At 37.3% G+C, this 24021-nt stretch carries 18 protein-coding genes; 6 read left to right on the top strand and 12 right to left on the bottom strand.

What is annotated here, in order from left to right; translation table 11 throughout:
* Window positions 1–1450 precede the first annotated feature (1450 nt).
* The 3 genes from ACQKFG_RS22415 to ACQKFG_RS22405 are packed head-to-tail and all read right to left on the bottom strand — an operon-like array spanning window position 1451 to window position 5117.
* Entirely contained in the window at window positions 1451–2527 is a 1077-nt protein-coding gene (locus ACQKFG_RS22415) for a Ger(x)C family spore germination protein (protein WP_427563041.1), read from the bottom strand.
* Entirely contained in the window at window positions 2524–3618 is a 1095-nt protein-coding gene (locus tag ACQKFG_RS22410) for a GerAB/ArcD/ProY family transporter (RefSeq protein WP_427563038.1), read from the bottom strand. The genes ACQKFG_RS22415 and ACQKFG_RS22410 overlap by 4 nt, the downstream gene beginning before the upstream one ends.
* A gap of 20 nt (window positions 3619–3638) precedes the next feature.
* Entirely contained in the window at window positions 3639–5117 is a 1479-nt protein-coding gene (locus ACQKFG_RS22405) for a spore germination protein (protein WP_427563035.1), read from the bottom strand.
* A gap of 135 nt (window positions 5118–5252) precedes the next feature.
* Between ACQKFG_RS22405 and ACQKFG_RS22400 the strand changes: the two genes are divergently transcribed.
* Window positions 5253–5387 carry a hypothetical protein gene (locus ACQKFG_RS22400; RefSeq protein WP_427563032.1) on the top strand — a complete coding sequence of 45 codons (135 nt, stop codon included), beginning with the start codon at window positions 5253–5255 and terminating at the stop codon, window positions 5385–5387.
* Window positions 5388–5889: 502 nt separating this feature from the next.
* Here the strand turns inward: ACQKFG_RS22400 and ACQKFG_RS22395 are convergent.
* Both ACQKFG_RS22395 and ACQKFG_RS22390 read right to left on the bottom strand, forming a co-directional pair.
* Window positions 5890–7341, bottom strand: coding sequence for a GntP family permease (locus tag ACQKFG_RS22395; RefSeq protein ID WP_427563029.1), 1452 nt, complete (start codon window positions 7339–7341; stop codon window positions 5890–5892).
* Window positions 7342–7617: 276 nt separating this feature from the next.
* Window positions 7618–9606 carry a YjhG/YagF family D-xylonate dehydratase gene (locus tag ACQKFG_RS22390; RefSeq protein ID WP_427563026.1) on the bottom strand — a complete coding sequence of 663 codons (1989 nt, stop codon included), beginning with the start codon at window positions 9604–9606 and terminating at the stop codon, window positions 7618–7620.
* A gap of 644 nt (window positions 9607–10250) precedes the next feature.
* On the opposite strand from ACQKFG_RS22390, the gene ACQKFG_RS22385 reads away from it, so the two are divergent.
* From ACQKFG_RS22385 to ACQKFG_RS22370, 4 genes are all read left to right on the top strand, one after another.
* A complete protein-coding gene (locus tag ACQKFG_RS22385) occupies window positions 10251–11018 on the top strand; it encodes an IclR family transcriptional regulator (protein WP_427563023.1) in 768 nt (255 codons plus the stop codon).
* Window positions 11019–11091: 73 nt separating this feature from the next.
* Window positions 11092–11985, top strand: a complete 894-nt coding sequence (locus ACQKFG_RS22380; protein ID WP_427563020.1) for a fumarylacetoacetate hydrolase family protein — start codon at window positions 11092–11094, stop codon at window positions 11983–11985.
* 172 nt (window positions 11986–12157) lie between these two features.
* Window positions 12158–13624: an alpha-ketoglutaric semialdehyde dehydrogenase GucD gene (gene gucD / locus ACQKFG_RS22375; protein WP_427563017.1), complete on the top strand. Its 1467-nt coding sequence runs from the start codon at window positions 12158–12160 to the stop codon at window positions 13622–13624.
* Window positions 13625–15151: 1527 nt separating this feature from the next.
* Window positions 15152–15298 (top strand): BH0509 family protein, encoded by a 147-nt coding sequence (locus ACQKFG_RS22370; RefSeq protein ID WP_192204266.1) that lies wholly within the window; start codon window positions 15152–15154, stop codon window positions 15296–15298.
* Between the two features lie 77 nt (window positions 15299–15375).
* Here ACQKFG_RS22370 and ACQKFG_RS22365 read toward each other — a convergent pair whose 3' ends face one another.
* The 6 genes from ACQKFG_RS22365 to ACQKFG_RS22340 form a co-directional block, all read right to left on the bottom strand.
* On the bottom strand, window positions 15376–16242 hold the full coding sequence (locus ACQKFG_RS22365) for a YitT family protein (RefSeq protein ID WP_427563014.1): 867 nt from the start codon (window positions 16240–16242) through the stop codon (window positions 15376–15378).
* 617 nt (window positions 16243–16859) lie between these two features.
* Window positions 16860–17024 carry a sporulation histidine kinase inhibitor Sda gene (locus tag ACQKFG_RS22360; protein WP_192204264.1) on the bottom strand — a complete coding sequence of 55 codons (165 nt, stop codon included), beginning with the start codon at window positions 17022–17024 and terminating at the stop codon, window positions 16860–16862.
* Between the two features lie 314 nt (window positions 17025–17338).
* A complete protein-coding gene (locus tag ACQKFG_RS22355; RefSeq protein WP_427563010.1) occupies window positions 17339–17668 on the bottom strand; it encodes a hypothetical protein in 330 nt (109 codons plus the stop codon).
* 89 nt (window positions 17669–17757) lie between these two features.
* Window positions 17758–19200, bottom strand: a complete 1443-nt coding sequence (locus ACQKFG_RS22350; protein WP_427563007.1) for a YfcC family protein — start codon at window positions 19198–19200, stop codon at window positions 17758–17760.
* 2 nt (window positions 19201–19202) lie between these two features.
* On the bottom strand, window positions 19203–20399 hold the full coding sequence (locus ACQKFG_RS22345) for a M20 family metallopeptidase (protein ID WP_427563004.1): 1197 nt from the start codon (window positions 20397–20399) through the stop codon (window positions 19203–19205).
* 172 nt (window positions 20400–20571) lie between these two features.
* The gene (locus tag ACQKFG_RS22340; RefSeq protein WP_192204261.1) at window positions 20572–21453 is read right to left on the bottom strand and encodes a LysR family transcriptional regulator; all 882 of its coding nucleotides are present in this window, start codon (window positions 21451–21453) and stop codon (window positions 20572–20574) included.
* A gap of 517 nt (window positions 21454–21970) precedes the next feature.
* On the opposite strand from ACQKFG_RS22340, the gene ACQKFG_RS22335 reads away from it, so the two are divergent.
* A complete protein-coding gene (locus ACQKFG_RS22335; RefSeq protein ID WP_427563001.1) occupies window positions 21971–22552 on the top strand; it encodes a tyrosine-type recombinase/integrase in 582 nt (193 codons plus the stop codon).
* A gap of 1078 nt (window positions 22553–23630) precedes the next feature.
* On the opposite strand, the gene ACQKFG_RS22330 is transcribed toward ACQKFG_RS22335, so the two are convergent.
* A complete protein-coding gene (locus tag ACQKFG_RS22330; RefSeq protein ID WP_427562998.1) occupies window positions 23631–23819 on the bottom strand; it encodes a hypothetical protein in 189 nt (62 codons plus the stop codon).
* Window positions 23820–24021: the final 202 nt, after the last annotated feature.

The raw sequence follows: 24021 nt of genomic DNA, 5'->3' as shown, positions 1-24021 counted from the left end.
TTTCCCTTTCTTGACATACTGGATTGCATTTTATATTTTTTCAAATAGGTTATTGTATTAGTGGGAGGTGTAGTAGAGTTCCTTAAACATTCCGTTTTTTTTTTCTATTGTTATCTATTACAAGTTTTAAGTCGTTTCTCCAGCTGACTTGATAAGAAATGATTTCATTGTTATAGAGTTCTTTTATGACGGATAGGAAAAGTCTCTGTCTATTAAAAATCAAACATGTAATGTCAGTTACCCATTTCTCATTAATGGTCTGAGTAGTGAAGTCTTGTTTTAACAAATTATCCAATTGAATAACCTTTTCTTTAGATGGATAGGACGGTATTTTTTCTTAGTAATAGAACGAATTCTCGCCTTGCTCATTAAGCGTTGAACACGCTTTAGACTTAGGGAAAACCTTTGGTTAATAAGCTATCATGAATCTTTGGAGCCCCATATCGTCCCTTGCTTTCCAGGTAAATGAGATGAATTTCCTTCGTGAGTTCTTGGTTTTCCTGTTCGCGATTTGATACGACTATTAGAAGGTGCTGATAATGGCTGCTTCTTGGGATTTCTAGTATTTCACACATCTTATGTACGGGATATTGTTTCTTGTGTTCCTCAATAAACTCGGTAAGATCTGTTTCGGTTACTTTTTCGGGAATATGGCCATAGTCTTTTTTAAGATTTCAACTTCTTGCTTTAACCGAAGGTTTTACTTTTGAATGGCGGCTAGTTCCTTTGGAGTCATGGACTAAACCGATTGGAGTAAATTCTTTAATCCATTTATAAATGGTCTTCTGATACGCCATACTGATAAAGATCTACAATAGTCTTCTTGAATTCATTATTATATTTTTTACCTGTATTCTTACGTTCCAAGACGGACACAATCAAAATCATTGTAAGGACTTAACTAAAATGTGTCCATGAAACTATACTAACTCCAACTATTAACTTAATCTGTTATTTTTGATCACAAAAAAACTTGCAAATTCAGACCCTAAAATGGCCCAATTTCTACAAGCTGAACATCCTCCATTATCCTACCAATTATTTAGTATAAACCGGTATAGCCAATATTATCTTATGAGCACGTTTGATCATGTTACCCTGGGCTGGATCAGCTGCCCAAGCTACAGTTTAAGGACAATAAAGGTGCTTAGGATTTTACTTATTTACAGAGAAATCAAACAACAATAAAACAAGGGGAAAACTAAGGGAAAAGCCATATCGCTGATAACAAAGAACTTCTTAGTAAATTTGAACAATCATTTCCTTGGAATCGTTCATTGCTATACCGCTAGTATATTATTTTTAGGTTCTTAATTTAGAGCTCATATTCTTATTGCTCTGCAAATTATAGTCCAATTTTTTGAACTAAATTGTAAGTGAGGGAAAAAGAGGAGCGCCTCAATGGGACGATTTTAGATCCTTTTGAGTCGCTCCCTTTTTTGACGTCACTCTATTCTGTGATGCCGGTGTCCACAATACGAACTTTCATATCAAATTCAACTGGAACGGTTGGGTAGCGGCCTTCCCATGCTTTTTTATCAAAGTTCCGAAAATGGCTCCGGACTTTTTCGCCGATTCCGAGCGGATCAATCTTTAGCTCCTGAAATTTTCTCATCATTTTTTCCGCCCTTTTCGTCATCTCTTTGCTCCATTCCTGCTCCACTTCTTTCATGGTGATCCCTTTCTTCAACACTCTGGAAGAATCTCTAACCTCTCCTATCACCGAGACATGAACCGACACACGCGGGTTGTCTTGGCTGCCGGACACTTTATATTTCACTTTGGACCGAATATTTTCAGTAGCAATGTACTTTTTATTTTTGAAGCTTATTTCATATGTGCCTGTCTTAGTCTTTTCGTAAAAGAGTTTAAATGCATAACTGTCCTTATTGGAAAGCTCTCCTACGTAGAGATCATCCTTAAAAAGAGCGAGACCCTTATATTGAATATGATCGTCTTTTTTCCCGATAATAGGTAGAAAAGGATCTTGTTCGAACCCGTCATATTGATTCAGGAAAGCATGAACAGTTGGCTGAGGAATAATATCCTTCAGATTTCTCTCCATGAAATCGGAAAGATATTCAGCAGATGTCGGCGCATTAGGATACTCAAAAGTTAACAGGTCCTCTACACTGCCGTCGACGACCGCCATGTAAACATCTCTGCCAATATTTGTAGAGCGTCCAAGCGGATCAATAAGCTCGGATACTCCGTGTTTTGCCAGCTCTTTACTAATCAAAAAATTTTGCAAACGTCCCGTGGCGAGCTTTCTTTGGGCCTCCATCTGCTGCTTTTGTAAGATGTCTAGAATGGTATGTCCGCCCGCCGTAAAGAAGGCATTGAGTGGCTTAACATCCATCCCCGCAGGATAAAAAGGAGCGGCGGCTGTTCCCTTCATCCGGTCCCCATCCACATAGTCATAACCAATGGCGGAAACGTGCTGGATATCTTCAAGTATCTTTGTTTCAAGGGAATAATTGAACAGCAAGATGAGTGTAAAAATGCTCCAAAAGAGGTACCTTTTCATGACGTTCGCCTCATTTTACTTTTAATCATTTGATAAAAGAAGAGAAATGGAATGTAGGCATAAATGACGTAAAAACTCACGAAGGTTAAAATTGTATTTAGCTGCTCGATCTGCTCACGGTTTTTCAGGAGAACAGCCACCACAGCTGTTATGATGAGTACTACAATAAGGCTATGTTTTTGCTTCACTGTAAACAGCTGCTTCAGTCCCCTTGTGCCGGCCCAAATAAGCAAACAAACACTATTAAGAACGTTAAACAGCCAAAGGGAAAGCCCCATATACTCAAACCTTTCAAGAAAAGGAAAATCAGCAATTTTCCAAAAAGTTAATGTCGGCCAAATCGACTCAAGTAATTGAGCCTTAGTAAAGTACATAAGGGAAACAACCATTATTACTAAATAACTAAAAGTACTGAACGCCGCTCCATAATGTACCCACTTTTGCGAGCGTGGAGCATTTTTTATAAAAGGATAAAAGAAAAAAAGTGTTTCAAATCCCGTTAAACTATACGTCATCTTTTTAGAGGCGGATAAGAACTCAACTGCGGTATGATCCAAAATAGGCAAAAGATGAGAAAACTGCACGTGCCGTAAAGGGAACTCTAACATTATAAAAAATATAGGAGTCGTTAAGATGAAACTGAGGAAGCAAATCCCAACAACGACTCTAAAGCCTCCGATTACATATACATAAACGAGCGAAGAGAGAATCAGGGCCATATACCACGTTTCCAATTGCGGAAAGATCCAGACTTGAATCAATTCGATATAATTACGGAACACAGAGACGGCCAAAGTCAGCAAATAAACAATCAAAGCCAAACTGAGGAGCCCTCCAAGCCCTTTCCCAAATAGTTCCTTGTGGATAACAGTAATATCATTCGATCCTTTATTTAATATTTTATAAATCATCCACAAGACAATGTGAATCGAGAGACCGGCGATAATAACAGCAATCCAGGCATCATTGCCCACGGCTTGAACAATATACCGTTGAAAGCTGAAAACGCTCAAGCCAAATTGCGCCGCGACGATAAGATAAAAAACAAAGAAAGGAGAGACTTTCCGGCTCTCCGGCGGTAAAGGCAGCATACAGCACCTCCAAATGCAAATTAGTCGTCAATATCCCATTCTTTTTTTTGCGGAGCCTCCTGCTGAAATCTCACACGGTCTTTTGCTCTTATTTGGAGGGGACGTAGTGCTTGCTTACTGAACGGCAGTCGAATAATAGAGTCTTTGAAATCCTCCACGCGCAAAGGATAGAGCGGCTGAAGAAAAGGACGACCGAGAGAAGTCAGTTTTAATAAATGAGACATAAGAAAAGCAAAGCAGACGGCGACTCCAACAAGGCCTAGCAGCTGGGCAAGCAGGATAAATGGAAAGCGAATCAAGCGGATCGCGTTGCTGAGCTGGTAAATAGGCGTAGTGAAAGAAGCAAGCGCGCCTGTGGCCACGACAATAAGAAGTACATTACTTGTCAAACCTGCTTGAACAGCCGCTGTTCCGAGCACAATTCCGCCTACAATCCCAATCGTTTGGCCAATCTTTGTCGGCAGCCGGGCGCCTGCCTCCCGCAAAAGCTCAATCGCCAATTCAAGAAGAATAGCTTCCAAAAAGGGTGGAAACGGAATACTGCCCCTTGATGTAATCAGCAAGCTCAGGACATCCCGGGGGATCATTTCATAATGATAAGTTAAAACGGCTACATAAGTAGATGAGGCTAAAACAGAGAAAATAACCGAAAAGAGCCGGAGAAGCCGGAAAGCGGATGCGACATTCCAAATGGAAAGATAGTCTTCAAATGCCGCGAAATATGTAATTAATGATACGGGACCTGATATCGCTGTGGGCGATCCGTCCGAAAAGATGGCAACTTTCCCTTCAGCTAGTACTGCGGCAAGCCGATCAGGCCTCTCTGTGTCAAGTAACTGTGGGAATGGCGAGTTTTTATTATCGGTGATCATTTGGCTGAGAAACGAACTGTCGGCAACTTCATCGTATTCAATCCCTTGAATCCGCTGGATGACCGTATTCACGTTTTCCGGGTCAGCGATTCCATTCACGTAGACGACCGCGACCCGGGTTTTTGATAACTTTCCGACCATCAGTTCTTTTACCTGCAGCTCGAGAATCGGCAGGCGTTTACGCACAAGATTTAAATTTGTATCGAGTGATTCAACAAAAGCTTCCTTCGGCCCAACCACTGAGTATTCCGTTTCCGGAGTAGCTACTTGCCGCTTTTCGACGGCTAGTGCCGGAACAGGCAGGCAGACAGGCTGCCCTTCTTTCTTGTAAAAAATCAAATTTCCGGTCATTAATTTATCTTGAATATCCGGTATATTGTCCGTAATTGAAAGATCCTCGATTGATAGCTTTTCTTTTATTTCTCCTAAAGTATAAAGCTCACCTTCTTTAACTGCAGGGAGAATATCGTGGTGAATAATCTCTGGTTTAACTAAAGTTTTAAAATAGGCAATGAAAAAGGGAGAGTTTTCATGAAGCCTGAAAGTAAGAAAGTCTGATGACTCTCCGCACGCTGTTAAAAGCTTGGCAAGCTCGCTTTTTTGAAAAGCTGAATCTGTTTTCCGCATTGGAAATTTAACCTCCCTTTGATATTACTCTAGGGAAAAGTAATTCAATAATTTTAATATGGGTATAGCAAACAAAACTTATACACTTCTCAATGTTGAATAACAATAAGGGCGAGTTGCCTAGGTAAACTACATATGAAAGGAAGATATGTATTTTATTTAAAAATCTTAGTAGCATATGATGGCTCAACGACTTCGTCCCATGCTGCCCTTCATCATGCAGCTAAATCAGCCAAAAAGGTTGGACCTGAATGGAAATATCAAAATTAATACCTTTTCCAATCCATGGGGCTGTTTAAAAGCCCCTTTTTTCTTATTTTACAAAAAGGCCCATTAAACTAAGCATTCCTTATTTGTATTAGAAAACTATCAAAAAAGCGGGAAAGCGGGATTACGTTTTTCACATAAATATAACCCAGTGTTATTCAATAATCTGCCCCTTCATGCAAAAAGGACGCTAATCCTTATTCCGAATATGCGCCCTATTACGCTCATTTCGTCTAAAATTCCTAGAATTGAGCGTTTTATTTGCAACAAAAAAAAGCCCTCACAATGAAGGCCTCGAAAAACCTACTCTTATGTAAATCTCCCGGAAATTGTTTCATCGAGCAGATCTTATTGGACGAGCTTTATAAATTTATTTCGCTGTTCTTCAATCACTACGAGCATTTCCTCCCTATCTTACATTATTATAGTAGGTTATCAACTTCCCTTTCTTAATTAAATAGACTGTATCACTGGTCTCAAACCCTCCCCAGTTTTCCAGAAGGTTTTATGCCTTTATATCCCCCAAAGCGTTTCTTTTATCCTTAGATCGGTCAAACATACTGAGATATATTGCTACTAAACTAATAAGAATTATTACTGCTCCCGAGATAATTAAGGATGCATCTAATAATAAAATAAACCCTAATCCTGCTACAGAAGTAATAGTGGAAAGTATTGTCCATGTTGAAAATGTTTCCTTCATGCTTAACCCAAAATATTCTTTAATCATCCAAAATCCTGCATCATTAACATGCGAGCAAATAGAGCTGCCTGCTCCAGTTGCAAGAGTTACTAAGGCTAAGTTTGCATCGTATTGAGCCAACATTGGAATAACTAATCCTGCAGTGGACATAGCTGCAACTGTGGCTGATCCTAAAGATAACCGTAATATCGCAGCAACTAACCAAGCAAGTATGATAGGTGACATCGAAGTTCCTGTAAATAATTCTGCTACATAATCCCCAACACCACCATCAATTAGTACTTGCTTGAAAGCACCTCCACCTCCAAAAATTAATAGCATCATACCAATAGCTGCAACTGATGATGTACAAGAATCCATCACTTCTTTTATTGGAATTTTTCTTGCTATTCCCATTGTATAGAATGCAAGCAATAAAGATATCAACATTGCAGACGAAGGGTTTCCTATAAGACGAACAATTTCTAATAAGGTATTCCCTTCAAATCCAATTGATTTTTGAATCATATCAACAATTGTAGATATAGCCATTAATAAAACGGGGAACATTGCAGTCAATACACTTATACCGAAAGCTGGTGTTTCTTCAAGCTGGAATGTTTTTTGTTCGCCTAAAGAAGCTATATTACCTGTTTTGTTGAATGCATCAGGTACAACTTTTTTAGCCACCTTAGTATATAGGGGGCCTGCTATAATGACGGTTGGTATTGCGACAATAATACCGTAAAGTAAAACTAATCCAATATCTGCACCATATTCACCAGCTATTACTGTTGGCCCTGGATGTGGAGGTAAGAAACTATGAGTTGCTAATAAGGCTGCAGCCATAGGAATACCTAGGTGCAAAATAGAAACTCTTAATTCTTTCGCAATTGAAAATACAATTGGAATTAATAAAACTAACCCTACTTCGAAAAATAGTGCTATACCCACAATAAACGAAGCAACTACAACAGCCCACTGAATTCTTTTTTCTCCAAATTTATTAATTAAGGTCATTGCAATACGCTGGGCCCCCCCTGCATCAGCAATTAACCTACCAAGCATTGCACCAAGTCCAAATATTAAAGCTATATGACCAAGTGTACCTCCTAATCCACCTTCAATTGATGAAACAACATTTTCAAGCGGCATTCCTAGTGCTAAGGATACAATAAAAGATACAATGATTAATGAAACAAATGTATTTAATTTGAATCCAGTAATCAAAATTAGCAACAGGATAATCCCAATCGCTACGATAAGTAATGGCATAATAAACCTCCAAAAAAATAATTAAAATATTTCTTTTTGCTAAACTTACAAAAATACCGAACCTATATTTTAATTAGTAAGTGACTCTAGGATGCTTATGCTATTTTGTTTACTAGTCATAAAGTGTAGTTATTTGAAAAAACGAAATTTAGTAATCGCTTTCATTTGAAGCTATTACTAAATTTAGCGTGCACTACTATTTAATAAAATGGGAGATAAACGATGAAGTTTAAAAAGTAAGGTCTTAAATGTGCTTTAAAGTTGTGCAATTATAGGTTAATTTTGAACTAGTGTTTTTTCTTCACCTAATGCTTTTACTCCCGCATTTAGAACTTCAATAATTCGATCTGTATCATAGATATTTCCGCGCCAGGTTCCTCCACTTACTGATTGAAGCGCAGCCCATAAACGAGTATCATCTGGAAGACCAGGATCCGGTTTGAGGTCTGGATGAAGGTCACGTTCATTCAAGACTTTAGTTGCCTTTTCTAAAGAAAGTCTTTCATTCTCAGTACCAATAAAATTAACGGAACCCACTAACTGATTGCGGTCAACAATGATTTCAATAACGTCTCCGTCACGCAATTTCCCAATTGCTCCCCCAGCCAATGCCTCAGGTCCAATATGTCCAATGCATGCGCCAGTAGAAACACCCGAAAAACGCGCATCTGTAATCAGGGAGACATGTTTGCCAAAAGACAAATGTTTTAATGCCGATGTTAGTTGATATGTTTCCTCCATCCCGGTTCCTGAAGGACCACCGCCCATGACAACCATTATATCTCCTGCTTCAATGCCCCCTGTTTTAATAGCTTTTATAGCTGTCTTTTCTGAAGTGAAGACTTTAGCTTTTCCTGTATGTCGATACACTCCGTCTTCTCCTACTACAGATGAATCAATGGAGGTTGATTTTATTACTGATCCTTCAGGAGCAATATTTCCTTTCGGGAATGTAACAGTAGAAGTTAGACCTTTTTCTTTTGCTTTGACTGGATCCATGATAATATCATCAGGATTAATTCCATCAATTTCCAACAATTGTTTTTTCATCATTGTACGTCTTTCTGATTTTTCCCACCAATCGAGGTTTGCACCAAGGTTTTCTCCAGTAACGGTTAGTACATCTTCATGCAAGACACCTAATTTTCTTAGATGAAGCATAACCTCTGGAACCCCACCTGCTAGGAATACCTTAACGGTTGTGTGACCAACAGGCCCATTTGGTAGTACATCGACTAAGCGAGGAACTTTCTTATTGATTCTAGTCCAATCTTCAACAGTGGGTATCTTACAATTAGCTGCATGAGCAATTGCTGGGATATGAAGTAATAAATTTGTTGAACCTCCGAAAGCTGCGTGAATCACCATAGCATTTTCTATCGCTTTATCCGAAATAATATCTTTGGTATATATCTTTTTCTTCTCCAACTCTAAAGCTGCACGTGCTGATTGCCTAGCCATCTCCATCCATATTGGCTGACCTGAAGGTGCTAGTGCCGAATGAGGTAAGGCCATTCCAATGGCTTCAGCAACTACTTGGGAAGTGCCAGCTGTACCAAGAAATTGACATCCTCCTCCCGGTGTAGCACAAGCACGGCATCCGAGATCAGCAGCTTCTTGTAAAGTAATTTCGTTGTTTGCGTATCTTGCCCCTATTGTTTGAATCTTTCCTGCGTCTTCTCCATTTGTAGGTGGAAGAGTAACACCTCCAGGGACAATGATAGTTGGCAAGTTGTGCATTGACGCAAGAGCTACCATCATTGCTGGAAGACCCTTATCACACGTAGCTACCCCAATAATTGCACGACGCGTAGGCAATGATCGAATTAATCTTCGATAAACTATAGCTGCATCGTTTCGAAAAGGAAGGGAATCAAACATACCGGTAGTTCCTTGAGAACGACCATCACATGGATCACTTACGAATCCTGCAAAAGGAACCCCTCCTTGTCTACTAATCTCTTCAGCTGACGCCTTCATTAATAAACCTATTTCCCAATGGCCAGTATGATAGCCTAATGCAATTGGAGTACCATCATGATTCCTAATTCCACCTTGAGTACCGAGGATTAGAACTTGTTTTCCAAGGAGGTTTGAAGGTGCCCATCCCATTCCAACATTTTGGGATAATCCAAAAAGGTCACCACTTGGTGAATCTAGCAACATTTCTGATGTAAGTGGGAGTGAACCATCTGCCCCTTTTGAATGAGTTTGAACTTTGTAAAAAGATACATCCTCTTCGCCAAATATCGATTGTAATGACATATGTATTCCTCCGTTAATAAGATTTTTTATTTCAAAAAAAGAAATATAATTATGTTGCTCACATAATTAACTGCTAATTTTTGACCTAAATTTATAGCAATTACTATCATGCTTGCCTATTGCTATTTCAATTTTTATCATCTGGAATATTGAATATTTTTAGGACTGTTTATCTTTGAATACTCACTATAAAAATCCCTCCTATAGTTTTATATTATAAAACTGAGTTTATCTATATTGAACTTTGGTTGCCATTTAAAATAATCATATTTTTTCTGAAAAGTCAATCAACTTTCTAAAGCCAATTTTAGAGTAGGATTTCATGTTATATACAAGAAGCCTCTATATTTTACTTATATCTACGTAAGGAATCTAAACAGAGGGTATAATTCTAAAAAAATACTAGTTTTTGTACAAGATATTAACTCCTATAAATCTTACGTAGATAATTGTATGACTTAATAACTTCGCTTTGTAGAATGAGAATGATAAATAAATTCTTTATAATTTATCTTTGGACAAAAGATTTCCATGTATTTATATGTTTCTTGACATTTTAAAAAAACTAGTATTATATTTGAATTGTAAGAATGTTTGTAATAGTAAAAACGGATTTTATAATTTAAAACAAGTAGGTGAAATTCATGCCTGTTATTCAATCAGTAGATCGTGCTCTTCGTATTCTTGATTTGTTTGACGAACATACAGCAGAATTGAAAATAACAGATATAAGTAATCAGTTAGGACTTCACAAAAGCACTGTTCATTCTTTATTGAAAACGCTTTTAATTCATGGCTATATCAGTCAAAATCCTGAGAATGGGAAATATGGATTGGGAATGAAGCTCTTTGAAAGAGGAAACTATGTCATTCAGTCTTTAGACGTTAGAGATTTATCAAAAAAATACTTAATGGATTTATCGGTAAAAACCGGACAGACTGCCCACTTGGTTATACTAGACGGCAAAGAGGGAGTTTATATTGATAAAGTTGAAGGTCCTATGGCTGTTATTCTTTATTCAAAAATAGGGAAACGAATCCCACTTCACTGCTCCGCTGTTGGTAAAGCTTTATTAGCTTTTAAAGATCAAGAAGAAATTAAAAAAATTCTAAATGGATATGTCTATTTTAAACAAACTGAATCTACCATTACAGGTGAATCTGAATTTTTGCGTGAGATCCAACAAGTTCAATCTCAAGGGTACGCAGTTGATAATCAGGAAAACGAGCCAGGTGTTCGCTGTATTGCAGCACCTATTCGAAATCATGAGAATAAAGTTGTTGCCGCAATTAGCCTTTCTACACTTATAGCTCGTATAGATGAGGCTCAGTTAGACATTTTTATTGAACAACTGAAACAGGCAGCTTTCCAATTATCAGAACAAATGGGACATGGGATATCAATTTCATAGAGATGGTTCCCTTCTCTTTTGTCTATATATAAAAACTCAGTTTTATAATATAAAACATTAGGAGGCTATTTTTATGCGTATTATCCGATATTTACATGAGCATTCAAAAACAACTCTAGCAGCTGTTACAAATGAGGGAAAAGTATACCCTCTTCCTCAAGATGGATTGATTGAATTAATCCAACAGGCAAACGAACAAAATGTTTCTCCCCTCTCTTTTGTAGAATTTACTATTTCCAATTCAAAGCCCATTCCATTATCTGTAGAAGATTTATCGTTACTTGTTCCTATCGTAGCTGAAGAAGTATGGGCTTCCGGTGTTACATATGAGCGTAGTCGCGATGCACGTAACTATGAAGCAACAGGTGGAAAGCTTGATGCAACCACTTTCTATGACAAGATATATGAGGCTGAACGGCCAGAAATTTTCTTTAAGTCTACAGCTGCCCGTACGGTTGGTCCAGGACAGGACGTTTATATACGTAGTGATTCTAATTGGCAAATTCCTGAGCCAGAAGTGGGCATTGTTATTAATCGAGATGGTGAAATTCTTGGATATACGATTGGAAATGATATGAGTTGTCGTGACATTGAAGGAGAGAATCCTCTTTATCTACCACAAGCAAAAATGTGGAAAAATTCTTGTTCCATTGGACCGGCAATTCTCCTTGCAGAGTCTGTGGAAGATCCCTACAATTTTGACATCACATGTCGAATCTACCGCAATGACGAGCTTAAAGTAGAGGGAAAAGCGAATACTAGCCAGTTAAAAAGAAAATTTGATGAATTAATATCTTTCCTCATACGCGACAATGAAATTATTGACGGTACTGTATTATTGACTGGTACATGTATAATTCCACCAAATGACTTTACCTTATTAGATGGCGATGAGATTGAAATTGAAGTCTCTAATATTGGTGTCTTAAAAAATAGTGTAAAGTTACCAAAACACATATTAGTTTGAGTAAAACCGATAACACATTAATCATGCAGAAAAATACTCATTAAATTCTTGGAAAAACACTAGTTTAACGAGAGTTCTCCAACTAAACCATAAAATTATCTACAATAAAGACTTTGGCATTCAATGTTTCAGGATTAAGCAAACTATTTCAAGGAATATGGGGGTATATAAGGTGAACGTAAAAACTGACGTAAAAACGTATTTAAACTATATCAATGGTAAATGGGTAACTGCTTCTATTCAAAAGGTTGATACTAGTATCAACCCAGCCAATCATCATGAAATCATCGGTTATGTACAACAGTCTGAAAAAGAAGATTTAAATAACGCTGTTCTTGCTGCGAAGGAAGCTCAAGCCTTCTGGGGGAAGCTATCTGGTGCTGCCCGTGGAGAGTATTTGTATAAGGTTGCGAATGCACTCGAGCAACGTATTGATGAAATTGCGGAAACGATGACTCGTGAAATGGGAAAAACATTTCCCGAAGCAAAAGGGGAAACAGCTAGAGGTGTCGCTATCCTTCGATATTATGCAGGAGAAGGAATGAGAAAAATAGGTGATGTGATTCCTTCATCGGATTCTGAAGCACTGATGTTCACTACTCGTGCTCCCCTTGGAGTTGTAGGCGTTATCACCCCTTGGAATTTCCCAGTGGCAATCCCCATCTGGAAAATAGCGCCGGCACTCATCTATGGAAATACTGTTATTCTTAAACCAGCTCAAGAAGCCGCAGTAACCGCAGCCAAAGTAATAGAATGCTTTGAAGAGGCAGGGCTTCCAATGGGTACTATTAATATGGTGACAGGCCCTGGGTCTGTCATTGGTCAAGCGATTACTAATCACCCGGATATTAACGGAATTACATTCACAGGATCTGATGCGGTTGGTAAATTAATTGGACTAGGAGCTCTAAAGCGTGGTGCTAAATATCAGTTAGAAATGGGTGGGAAGAATCCTGTCATTGTAGCCAATGACGCCGATTTAGAAGAGGCAGTAGAAGCAACTATTAGTGGAGGCCTCCGTTCTACGGGACAGAAATGTACAGCTACAAGTCGTGTAATCGTACAAAGTAAAGTTTACGAGCAGTTCAAAAATAAACTTATTGAAAAGATAAAGGAAATAAAAATTGGGAATGGTTTAAAAGAAGATGTATGGATGGGGCCATGTGCAAGTGAGAACCAGTTGAACACAGTACTTTCTTACATAAAGAAAGGAATTGAAGAGGGCGCGACATTGATTTATGGCGGTAAACGTTTGGAGGAAGATGAATTAGTCAATGGATTCTTTATGGAACCTACTGTCTTTGAAAATGTAAGTAATAGAATGTCTATTGCCCAAGAGGAAATTTTCGGACCAGTGCTTGCCCTTATCAAAGTTGAGACTTTAGAAGAAGCATTACAAATTGCAAACGACGTGAAATTTGGACTAAGTGCTTCTATTTTCACTAAAAATATTGGTCACATGCTCTCTTTTATTAATGATATGGATGCTGGTCTCGTACGTATTAATGCTGAATCTGCGGGAGTTGAACTGCAAGCCCCATTCGGGGGAATGAAACAATCTAGCTCCCACTCTCGTGAGCAAGGAGAAGCTGCAATTGAGTTTTTCACTTCTATTAAAACCGTTTTTGTAAAGGCATAAATGAATGTTTAGAAGAGTATATACCAGATATGTTCTAGCTATTAATGATGTTCTCATGAACTAAACCTAATTAAAAAACGTACTCTCAAAAACTTATAATTGATACTTAGAAAAGTGCATAAGAGCTATAGCTCTTATGCACTTTTTATAGTGGAGAATAGAACAAAGCTTGCTAAATCAAGGTGTATAAAAACCTGCATAAATAAAAAAATAAGGCACATAAAAGCTGTCATAAACTTATCCCTTTTGCATCCATCTTATTCCAATATAATCTAATTAATAGGAAAAATGGGTGTGAATTCAGAAAAAGAATATAACTCTTATCCCTCTTCTTAGGAAGTGGCATCAGGGTGAAGAGTTATCCAACTTAAGGCTAAGGGACTTGGGTTTTGAGGAAAAGCAAATACACGTTTTACGTATTCTCAACCCCCAATTCTCTTGCTACTTGTTTTCTAGACCAGGGATTGGATCAACTACACTAGTTAAAGAAGCTCCCTCTACTTGTGTCGCAATATTTTTGCATGCACCTAACCTAATCTAACCCTAAAACTGCACAACGAATATTTTTTACCATTATTGAAGCATCACCCTCATCTATAATCTATACATCCATCGCCAAGTTCCCTACTTTATTTAAATGCTATATTTTTTGGTTATAAATAATTTTCAAATTATTCATTAGGTTAGTTCGTGATAATTTGTTTACTGTTGTTATCAGTATTATGACTCGCTATATTAAGTTATTTAATTAAGCCCTCCAATGGAAAGCAATCTATATCCATCTTGTAGACCATTACGACTGCTCTGCTTTACTTTTCAACATACTAGGTTTATTTTTTTTCAGTTAATAACAGGGATTTAAAACGGATCCAGGGACGCTCATTCTCCCATACTACTTTGACTGGGACACGAAAGGTCTTTTCCAATAATGATTCGGTTAATACGTCCCTTTTTTCTCCTTTATCCATAACGTTCCCCGAATTGATTAACATAGCATGGGTTATAGATGGTACAATTTCTTCAATATGATGAGTAACATATAAAATGGTTGGGCCGTTCGGTGCAGCAAACATCTCTTCAATAGATGTTAACAGCTCTTCTTTAGAATAAATATCCAGTCCATTGCAAGGCTCATCTAAGAATAATAATGCGGGGAAGACATGAGGGCTCTTGCAATCATTACTTTTCTTTTTTCACCTTGAAGAGTGTGTGGATGAATTGCGCTGACTCCCTAAGCTTTCGCTGGTCAAACTCTAAAAGCAGCATAATCCCCACTTTTTTGTGTCCAACTTATTGAATCAAATCCCTAATCCTTAACAAAACTCAGGCTTTGGCATTTCGACCTTGCCTCTTTAACTGCTTCAAAGTAGATAGATAAATAACATTTCTATATTATTTCCTGAAAATTCATCTATATTTGATAGTTGTTTAATCTCACATAGAGATATATAATAAAAACAAGAAAAAAGAAAGCGTTTTCAATATTTAAATACTTCGTTACTTCTCATACTATAAGGAGGATTTAAGATGAGCCAAGTAGAAAGAAATTCCAAATTACAGAAATTAATTGAGCAACAAAAATTCAATGAGAAAGAAATTTCCAGGATGACAGATTCACAGATTGAATATTATCACTGGCTCTATTTTGATGACTCTGTTTATGATTATATGTAACTCAAATATAAAATGATAAAAAGCGGGAAAAACATTGATAATTCAGGGTTTCCCGCTTTTACTTTAGTTTTTTTCTTTCAAATGGGCATTTTATTTTCATCTAGTGTAAAACCTTCTCCCATCACATCATGTACATCACTTACAGATACAAAAGCATGGGGATCAATAGAAGTTATTGCTTGTTTTAAATGAAAGATTTCGTTCCGACTTACCACACAGTACAAGACGTCCAACTCTTGTTTAGAGAAAGAGCCTTTCCCTTTTAAAATGGTCACTCCTCTCTCCATCTCTTTCATAATATTTTCAGCAATTTCAGAATTTCGGTTCGACATAATCGTAGCACCTTTAGCAGAATATGCCCCTTCTTGCATAAAGTCGATTACCTTGGCCCCCACAAATACAGCCAAAAGTGTATACATTGCTTCTCTATAGTCGAGATATAATATCCAAGAAAGGCCTATGACAGCAAGGTCAAATAAAAATATAGTTTTTCCTATTTTCCATCCCATGTACTTTTGTACTAGACGAGCAATTATGTCAACACCGCCTGTTGTACCACCGTTTCGAAAAATAATCCCTAAACCGATGCCGATAAACAGGCCTGCAAACAACGAAGCAAGTATCATATCGTCTTGTAATGACATTTTCAACGGGTAGCGCTGGAATATTGACATAAATAGGGATAAACTGAATACACCGAACATCGTATAGAAAAAAGATATGCGTCCAAGCAGCTTCCAGCCGACCAAAAACAGCGGAATGTTTAAGACTAGGTTTGTAATGGAAGGATCAAAAGTAAATAAAAAATATAAAAGCAAAGTGATCCCTGTAAAGCCGCCTTCTGCTAAGTTATTTTGCATATTAAAATTAATTAGCCCGAAGGCAAAAATAGCTGAACCAATCAATATAAAAAAGACATTTGTGACCTTTAAACCTTTAAACATTTGTGCCTCCTGCAATCGGTTAAATTTGACACCATATAAATCCATGTTATTTACGTGCAACGGGATTAAATACGATAAAGTAAACTTATTTGGGTAAATAAGGTCAGGTTGATAATGATTATAACAAATGTTGGATTTCTACACTGTACACCCCTTTGAGTAATTGTATCAGCATATCCAAGTTTGAATGCTTTATCAACGAACCAGAACCTTATTCACCTCTTCTGACAAATCATTTAAAATTAACTACCATTGATGGTATTACTGCAATCATGGCATCAAAAATTAATCCTCATCATAAATCAGAGGAACAAGTAAGTATTATTTATGTTCTGAACGTCTCCGATAACTACATAGTTAAACTATATTTTGCATTCCATAATCGATACTAAATATTACAAATATCTTCTAGCTGTTGATTGCAATACTCATCGTTTTCCCATTTCCTTTCACCTTCTAAATTTTCCATAATATCTTTGCTTTTTGTAAAGTGAGTGAATCAACAAGCTGAGGATTAGTTTTTCTGATGGACAGCCTTCAAAAATCAATATTATTCTATCTACCTGTAAAAATTTCTGAGTATTATATAAATTCAGTTTATTAATTCGGACATGAAATCATTCAAATGACATGTTGACATTAATTTGGCTCATGCCAATTAATGTTAAATTTCTTCTTTGCATTTCTTCCTCTAATAAAGAAATAAAGCCAGAATCAAGGTTGAACCCCTTTACTTTAACATAAGTATCTATCAAAAATTGATTACTTAACATATGAATCATCGTTAACCTCCTTCAAGAGCATCAAACCTATTTAAAGACATGTAGAAAACCAAATTGAATTTATATAACTTTCTCTTTGTAATAGAGAAATAATACTGTTACTATATAAACGACCTTAACAATAGGCACTCCATAATTTTTTAAACATAGCTCTTCACAATTATTCTTGCCAGTAGGACAACTTTGATAAGAATTGCTACTAATTAATAGGTTAAAATCTTATGAACATTAAATTATGAGCACTTCTGTTTTATTCTGAATTTAATTTATTATGGTAAACTTTTATGATAAAAACTATCTAAAAGGATCGGTATTTATACTATATTTCTATTGCCACCCGCATTGTCTGTGGCTCCCTTGTACCACGAGTGGTTATGACCAGACAACAATATAAATTCTTCGGTATCACCTGGTAAATAAGCAACGGGTAAACTTACATGTTTAATCCCTATATTCAGTTTCGTTGTCATTACCACTTTCAATTGGTCAGCAACCGCCTGTTCCATCAGTTTGATCCCCTCATGATACGTAACCGTATTCTTCAAGCTTTTTAACGATATAATCGACGGGTACTTCTGCTTCTTTTTTTCTTTTTCTCCGGTTAGTAGGTTCATCTGGCAATAGACTTTTAGATGTTCCTCCACTCCAGTCTTTTATCGTGTTAACAATTTATAATCCATTTCATTGCGGGAATCATTTCTATCCATGGTTGTTCCCCTCCCCTATTGCAATATCAATAGTCTATAATATTCGCAAACAACAGAAAGACGGCTCCCGTGCCCATCCAAATCAACATTAACGGCCACATGAATTTCACCCATTTTTGATAGGGGATACCAGCAACAGCAAGGGTTCCCATTAGTGTAGCGGATACGGGTAAGATAAGGTTAGAAATACCATCTCCTAATTGATAGGCCAGAATAGCAGTTTGTCTTGATATGCCAAGCAGATCAGAAAGAGGTGCCATGATTGGCATTGTTGTAGCTGCTATCCCTGATCCCGATGTTATCATCACATTCATAAGGGTCTGGAAGGCATACATTCCTAGAACTTGCATAGAACTAGGTAACTCCCCCACTATCATTGCTAAGCTACTTACAATAGTGTCGATAATATCTCCCTGTTCCAATACAACAACGATAGCTCTTGCTACGCCAATAATGAGCGCTCCAAATGTAATTGCAGTAGCTCCCTTTACTAATTCGTTTGAGATTTTGCTGGGACCAAATCCTCCGCAAAGCCCTGATGCAACGCCCATCGTCAAAAAAAGTGCAGATATTTCTTCTATTCCCCAGTTTTTATTAGAAACACCCCAGATTAAAAGAGAAAAACTAAGTATCATTGTCAAGATTGTAAGGTAGTGTTTAATCTCCATGGAAGGTAAATGCGAAAAATCGACCTTCTTTTCTGCGGCATTTTTTTCCAAGTCATAAACAACGCTCTTGGAGGGGTCTTCTTTCACCCTGGTCGCATAACGAATGAGGTATATGCTTGTAATAACTAGGAAAACGACCAGTAAAATAGCCCTTAGCCACAACCCAGAAAACAGAGGAACTCCAGCAATCGCTTGTGCAATTCCTACATTGAAGGGATTTAGCAGACCCGCTGTAAATCCACAAGAAGCCCCTAGTGCGACCATTGCGGTTCCAGTTATGGCGTCATATCCAAGAGATCTTGCAATGGCTATGCCTATTGGGACAAATACTATGCCCTCTGTAGCCATCCCCATCGTAAATCCACCAATGGAAAAAAGGGAAAGAAAAATTGGGATAACCCATTTTTCATTTTTTGAGAACCGCCTCGCCACTCTTGCAGTTGCAGCTTCAACGGTTCCGGTGGCCATAATAACCTGAAATGCTCCTCCAACAATTAATATAGAGAATATAACGTCACTAGCATCTATTAACCCATGAACGATTGCCAACGGAATGTCAAAAATTCCAACAGGATTCTTTTCAACTTGATGATAAGACCCTTCTACCACGAGTTCTTTCCCGGTGGTTTTATCCTCTATTCGGTCCAATTCGCCTGCAGGAATTAAGTATGTTAAAGCAGCGGCAAAGAAAATTAGCATGACCAGTATGACAAAAGTATGGGGCATTTTAAGTACTTGTTTCAGGCGGAAAGCTCGCTTCCTATCTTGCTGCATGTCGGGCCTTTCTTGAACATCATGCATCATCATACCTCCACGTTTCGTTTTTTCTTCCAGTTTTCGAACTCTTCACGAACTCTTTGCAATGCATCGGAATCAACACATAAATCAAACGCTGTCATGGCCAAAGCTTTCGCTGCATGATTTAGAGCCTTTAACCCTTTCTCCGAACCAGCAGCTTGACAAAACTCAGCCGTATGTGCGGAAACATCTCCAATTTCAATATAAGGATGTATTGTTGCGGTCACCTGTCCTACGTTACCTATATCAGAAGATCCAATACCGCCTTTCTTTGGAGGATCACTGACTTCGATTCCCATTAACTCTAGATTTCTTTGAAACAACATTGCCATTTCTTTGTTGTTGTTTCGTTCTGCATAAATAAGACCCTCGCTCACTTCAACTCGTGCCCCTACTGCCTCCGCCGAATGCCTCACAGCCGTAAACACCTTATCTCGTACTACATCAAGTTCTTTCACTGTTGAAGCGCGTAATATAAATTTTGCTTCACAGTATCCTGGAACAACATTTGGAACACCCCCACCTTGGCTGATAATTCCGTGAATTTTTACATCTTCTTTGAAAAACTGCCGTAGAGTATTAATCGCTACGAAGGAGTTAATTAACGCATCGAGTGCACTAATCCCTTTTTCTGGCGCCGAGGAAGCATGGGACTCTTTTCCGAAAAATTGGAAGGTTGTATCAACGCAGGCTAATCCTCCACGAAGTACCATCGTCTTCTTATGCGGATGGCAAAGCATAACAGCATCTATGTCATCAAAGATTCCCTTTTGACACATGATGATCTTCCCACCACCATCCTCTTCCGCTGGAGTACCAAGTACGACAATCCGTCCTGGCAGATCAGGACAGGAATCTTTTAGAGCAAGTGCAGCACCAACTGCTGCCGTTCCGATAAGATTGTGTCCACAAGCATGTCCGATTTCAGGGAGAGCGTCATACTCCGCCAATAGAGCAATGGTAGGGCCACCCTGGGTTCCCTCCCATGTAGCACGGAAAGCGGTTTCAAGGTTAACAATACCTTTTTCAACCTGAAAGCCTGCTTGAATAAGAGGAGCTGTTAACCATTCAACAGCCTTTTGTTCCTGAAAACTCAACTCTGGGTTAGCATGTATCTTCAAAGCTATTTCGCCCAGCTCTGCATCACGTTCCTCAATAGCCTGTTCTATTCGTTCTTTTTGATTTAGCTTTTCACTAATCATTTTGAAATTCTCCTTTTAGATTAAAATATTTTTTTGTATCTTCTGAATTTATTTTATATAACATATATCAATAAGTGAAATTAATTAATTTAATATATTTTAATAAAAAATTTTTATCATTAATCCAAATAGTAAGGGGTACCCCTATAACCGGAATCCCCCTTTACTTTATTTATTTCAGGCTTTTTATGTAATTAACAAACCTCTCCACGATCGTGAATTGCAATGACGTTTCTTTATATAACATCCATGTATTCCTTTTAATTGCTTGGCCATTTTTTCGAATCATATCTATCCTATACAGTTCATCACTAGGGTTCAAAAAGCTACTAGGAATAATTGCGTATCCCAACCCATTTTTCACCATCTCTTTACAGGTTTCATAGCTGTCAACTTGCATGGTTATCAGAGGTGACTCATTAAATCTCTCATACCACCAATAATCAATGGTTTGACTCAACGATGAGTAACGATAACTTCCTGCTTGTTTGGAAATCTTGAAGTTGATTCTCGGTATCTTTGGCAAACTGTCCAAAGTTATTTCCTCTTGAGAGATAATGCATATGCTCTCTTCATTAATCAGATATTTCTGGTCATACCATTGATAATCTCCTTTAACAATCCCCACGTGTATATCCTCATGGAGTAGCAATTCATAAATCTCACTACTCCACCCAGTGTCAACGTTAATCTGCACTTTCGGGTAGGTACTAATAAAACATTTTAAAATGGGAGGAAGTTTATATAGTCCGTAATAGCTGGAAACTCCTATTCTTAGATGGCCTTCTACTTCATTTTTCATGTTAACGACATAATCTTTTGTTTTTCTCAAATCTAAGAGTACTTTTTGTGAGTAAGAAACCAAGTACTCACCTTCTTGAGTAAGCTTTATACCTTTTCCGCTTTTCATTATAACGGGCACTCCGAATTCTTTCTCTATTTGTCGAAGCCGATAGGTCAGCGCAGGCTGTGTTATATAAAGGCGTTCTGCTGCTTTGGTAATATTCTGTTCTTCCAATATGTATTGAAGCATCATGCAGTCCTTTTCGTTCACCAAACCCCTCCTAGTTACTTAAGCCTTCATGTGATCTCAACAAGAACACAGCATTTATTTAGCTCTTTATGCTATATATTACAACATATTGCTCCATTTAATTATTTCCTTGTCAAATCAATCAAGAAAGTTCCTCCACTTTTTTTTTTATTTTACATTTCTATAAAAGGTTCTTCGTTATTTCAAGTCGAATATATCCTTTTAATTGAAATCGTGTAAACCTTTTACTAGTGCAATTTTTTATCACACGTATTATGTAATATTTCTATATTGAAAAAAAAGAGGAGAAACCCTCTTTTTATTCTTTATGAGATATTAACTCACAAATCTTAAGAAAGATTCCAGGATGCCATCAATCGAATAGCCCCCTTGGGAAGGGACATCAGCATGGTATCTACAAAAAAAAGGGGTGCAATGGTTGCACCCCTTTTTTAAAGAATTGTTTAGTTCTATTCATTTCCATCCGACTTGTCTCTAAGAAACTTTTTGAATTCCTCTTTCGATTTGTCCGATTTCATTGAAAAAAGCGGAAAAGGTATCTGTCAATCAGAAAATTTCAGCATTACGTTCCCTTTTCAAGTATTTAACGACCCAGACCGAAAATGAAGATGGCGAACCTTACTTCTATCGAAATGTCATGTTGAAAATTGAAGTGAATAAAGTGAAAGAAACATTGGGATCGCGTGCATTCAGAATATCGACAAAGATTTTCCACTATGATGAGGATGCTCGGTTTCTTGAATTCGTGAAGCATGACTATGAAAAGGAGCTACCTGAAAAGTACAGGAAACTCATTTATTTTAAAATGGACAAGGAACGTGATTTTGCAATCTTATCCCTCTTCTTAGGAAGCGGTATCCGGGTGAACGAGTTATCCAACTTAAGGCTACGTGACTTGGATTTCGAAGAAAAACAAATACACGTTTTACGTAAGGGTGGAAAAAAGGATGTTGTGGCAGTCTCTCCTCCGTCTATACAGGACATAAAAGAATACCTAGCTGTGCGCACGGAACGTTACAGGGGATCAAACAATGATAGTGCCACCCCTCTTTCCAACCGTGCAATCGAGGCTCTAGTAAAGATACACAAAGGCATTTAGTTCCAATAAATCGATGTCCCTGCACAAACTGAGACATACGTATTGGACAAACTTAATGGAGCAGTTAGGAGACATCCATTTACTGATCTCAACTTGGTCATACTTGTACAACAACGGCTGCCCTATATTCAAACCCTGAGCAGAAGAAGGCTAAAAAGGTTGCAAGACAGCTAGGAGAGAGAAGAACCAATTATCGTGAAAAGGGTTAAATGAAAATAGAGAAGATTTTCTAGTCTTCTCTTTCTTCCATGTGTGTAGATATGTTTCTGTCACTTGGTAAGGCTACTTAAATGGAAGTTAAATGCCTGTAATAATTGCTAAGGATAGGCTATCCTCATGGCGGAAGGGGGTGTACATTTCCTTCCATCCTCACAAAACACCATACGTTAAGCGTTTCCATGTCCATCCAATTGAATCTCAGTATATAACAGAGAACACTTAACTTTTTGTTTCTAAGGGACAGACTCTAATGCCACTGAATAAAAGCAAAAATTCACATTTTTTATCTTTTTAATATCTTAATTAACTTTCTTACTGGAGATAATATGAAATTTCCAACTTTTTCGAATACCTCAATTCATTTAGAGTTGCAAGGTAGAAATAAATCAGTAAATACAATTAACATAATGGAAAACGCCGCCAATTGTGTAGCCATCGTTATAAAATCAATAGGTATCCAAAATATATTTTTTTCAGATACACCAAATTCTTTTAATACTCTAAAGTAAATTCCGAAAAATATGGTAAAAGTACTTAGGTAAAATATTAGTTCACTATAGTTCAGTAAGTGTCTCCCCAAAGCTATTTTAACAGGAAAAGGCCTATTTAAAACTGTATTAAACTAGTTATAGTCATTATATAAAGATTGGAAAGAATTCCAATAGTGTTTATCTAACTTCTGTAAAAGCGCTCCAAGTTAATATAGAACGCTTTTTAATCTATCTGTGTCTGTTTCTGAGTTTCCTATATTCCTTTTCTAAAACTAAATAAGAATTTATCAGATCACGGTCACCCAATTTGAAAAGAGACATCTCAATACGACCATGCATATTAAACCATTTTTGTACTTCATAGTTTTTTAAAACTCATCCTCAATTTGGAAAATAATTCTTAAGTCAAAATACATTGACACTAATATGCCCTCTAAGCTCTCCTTCACCTGAGCATAAAAATTATTAAGCTTATTATTTCTTTTTGTATATAAATATGCTAACGATGCTGCAATAATTGCTACCAATATAGGGAGATTCTCTTTAGTTAAGGTCATAAAGTAAAATCCCCCTCAAATAATAAATCACTCATATTTTAGCCCCAAAATACTGTTTCTTCACTATTTACCATTTTAAAAGCTTTCTTAAACATCTTTCTTTTTGTTACATAAATAAAATAAGCTATTGATCAAAAAGGACATACATATAGAACCATCTTTTTTCATTGATCCGCTTCTAATTTGCAATATGCTACGTCCG

It is taken from the genome of Peribacillus sp. NPDC076916, from assembly GCF_050269675.1.
Classification (GTDB): domain Bacteria; phylum Bacillota; class Bacilli; order Bacillales; family DSM-1321; genus Peribacillus; species Peribacillus aracenensis.
The sequence above is the reverse complement of the archived record's forward strand: the minus strand, read 5'-3'. Positions and strand labels throughout refer to the sequence as shown.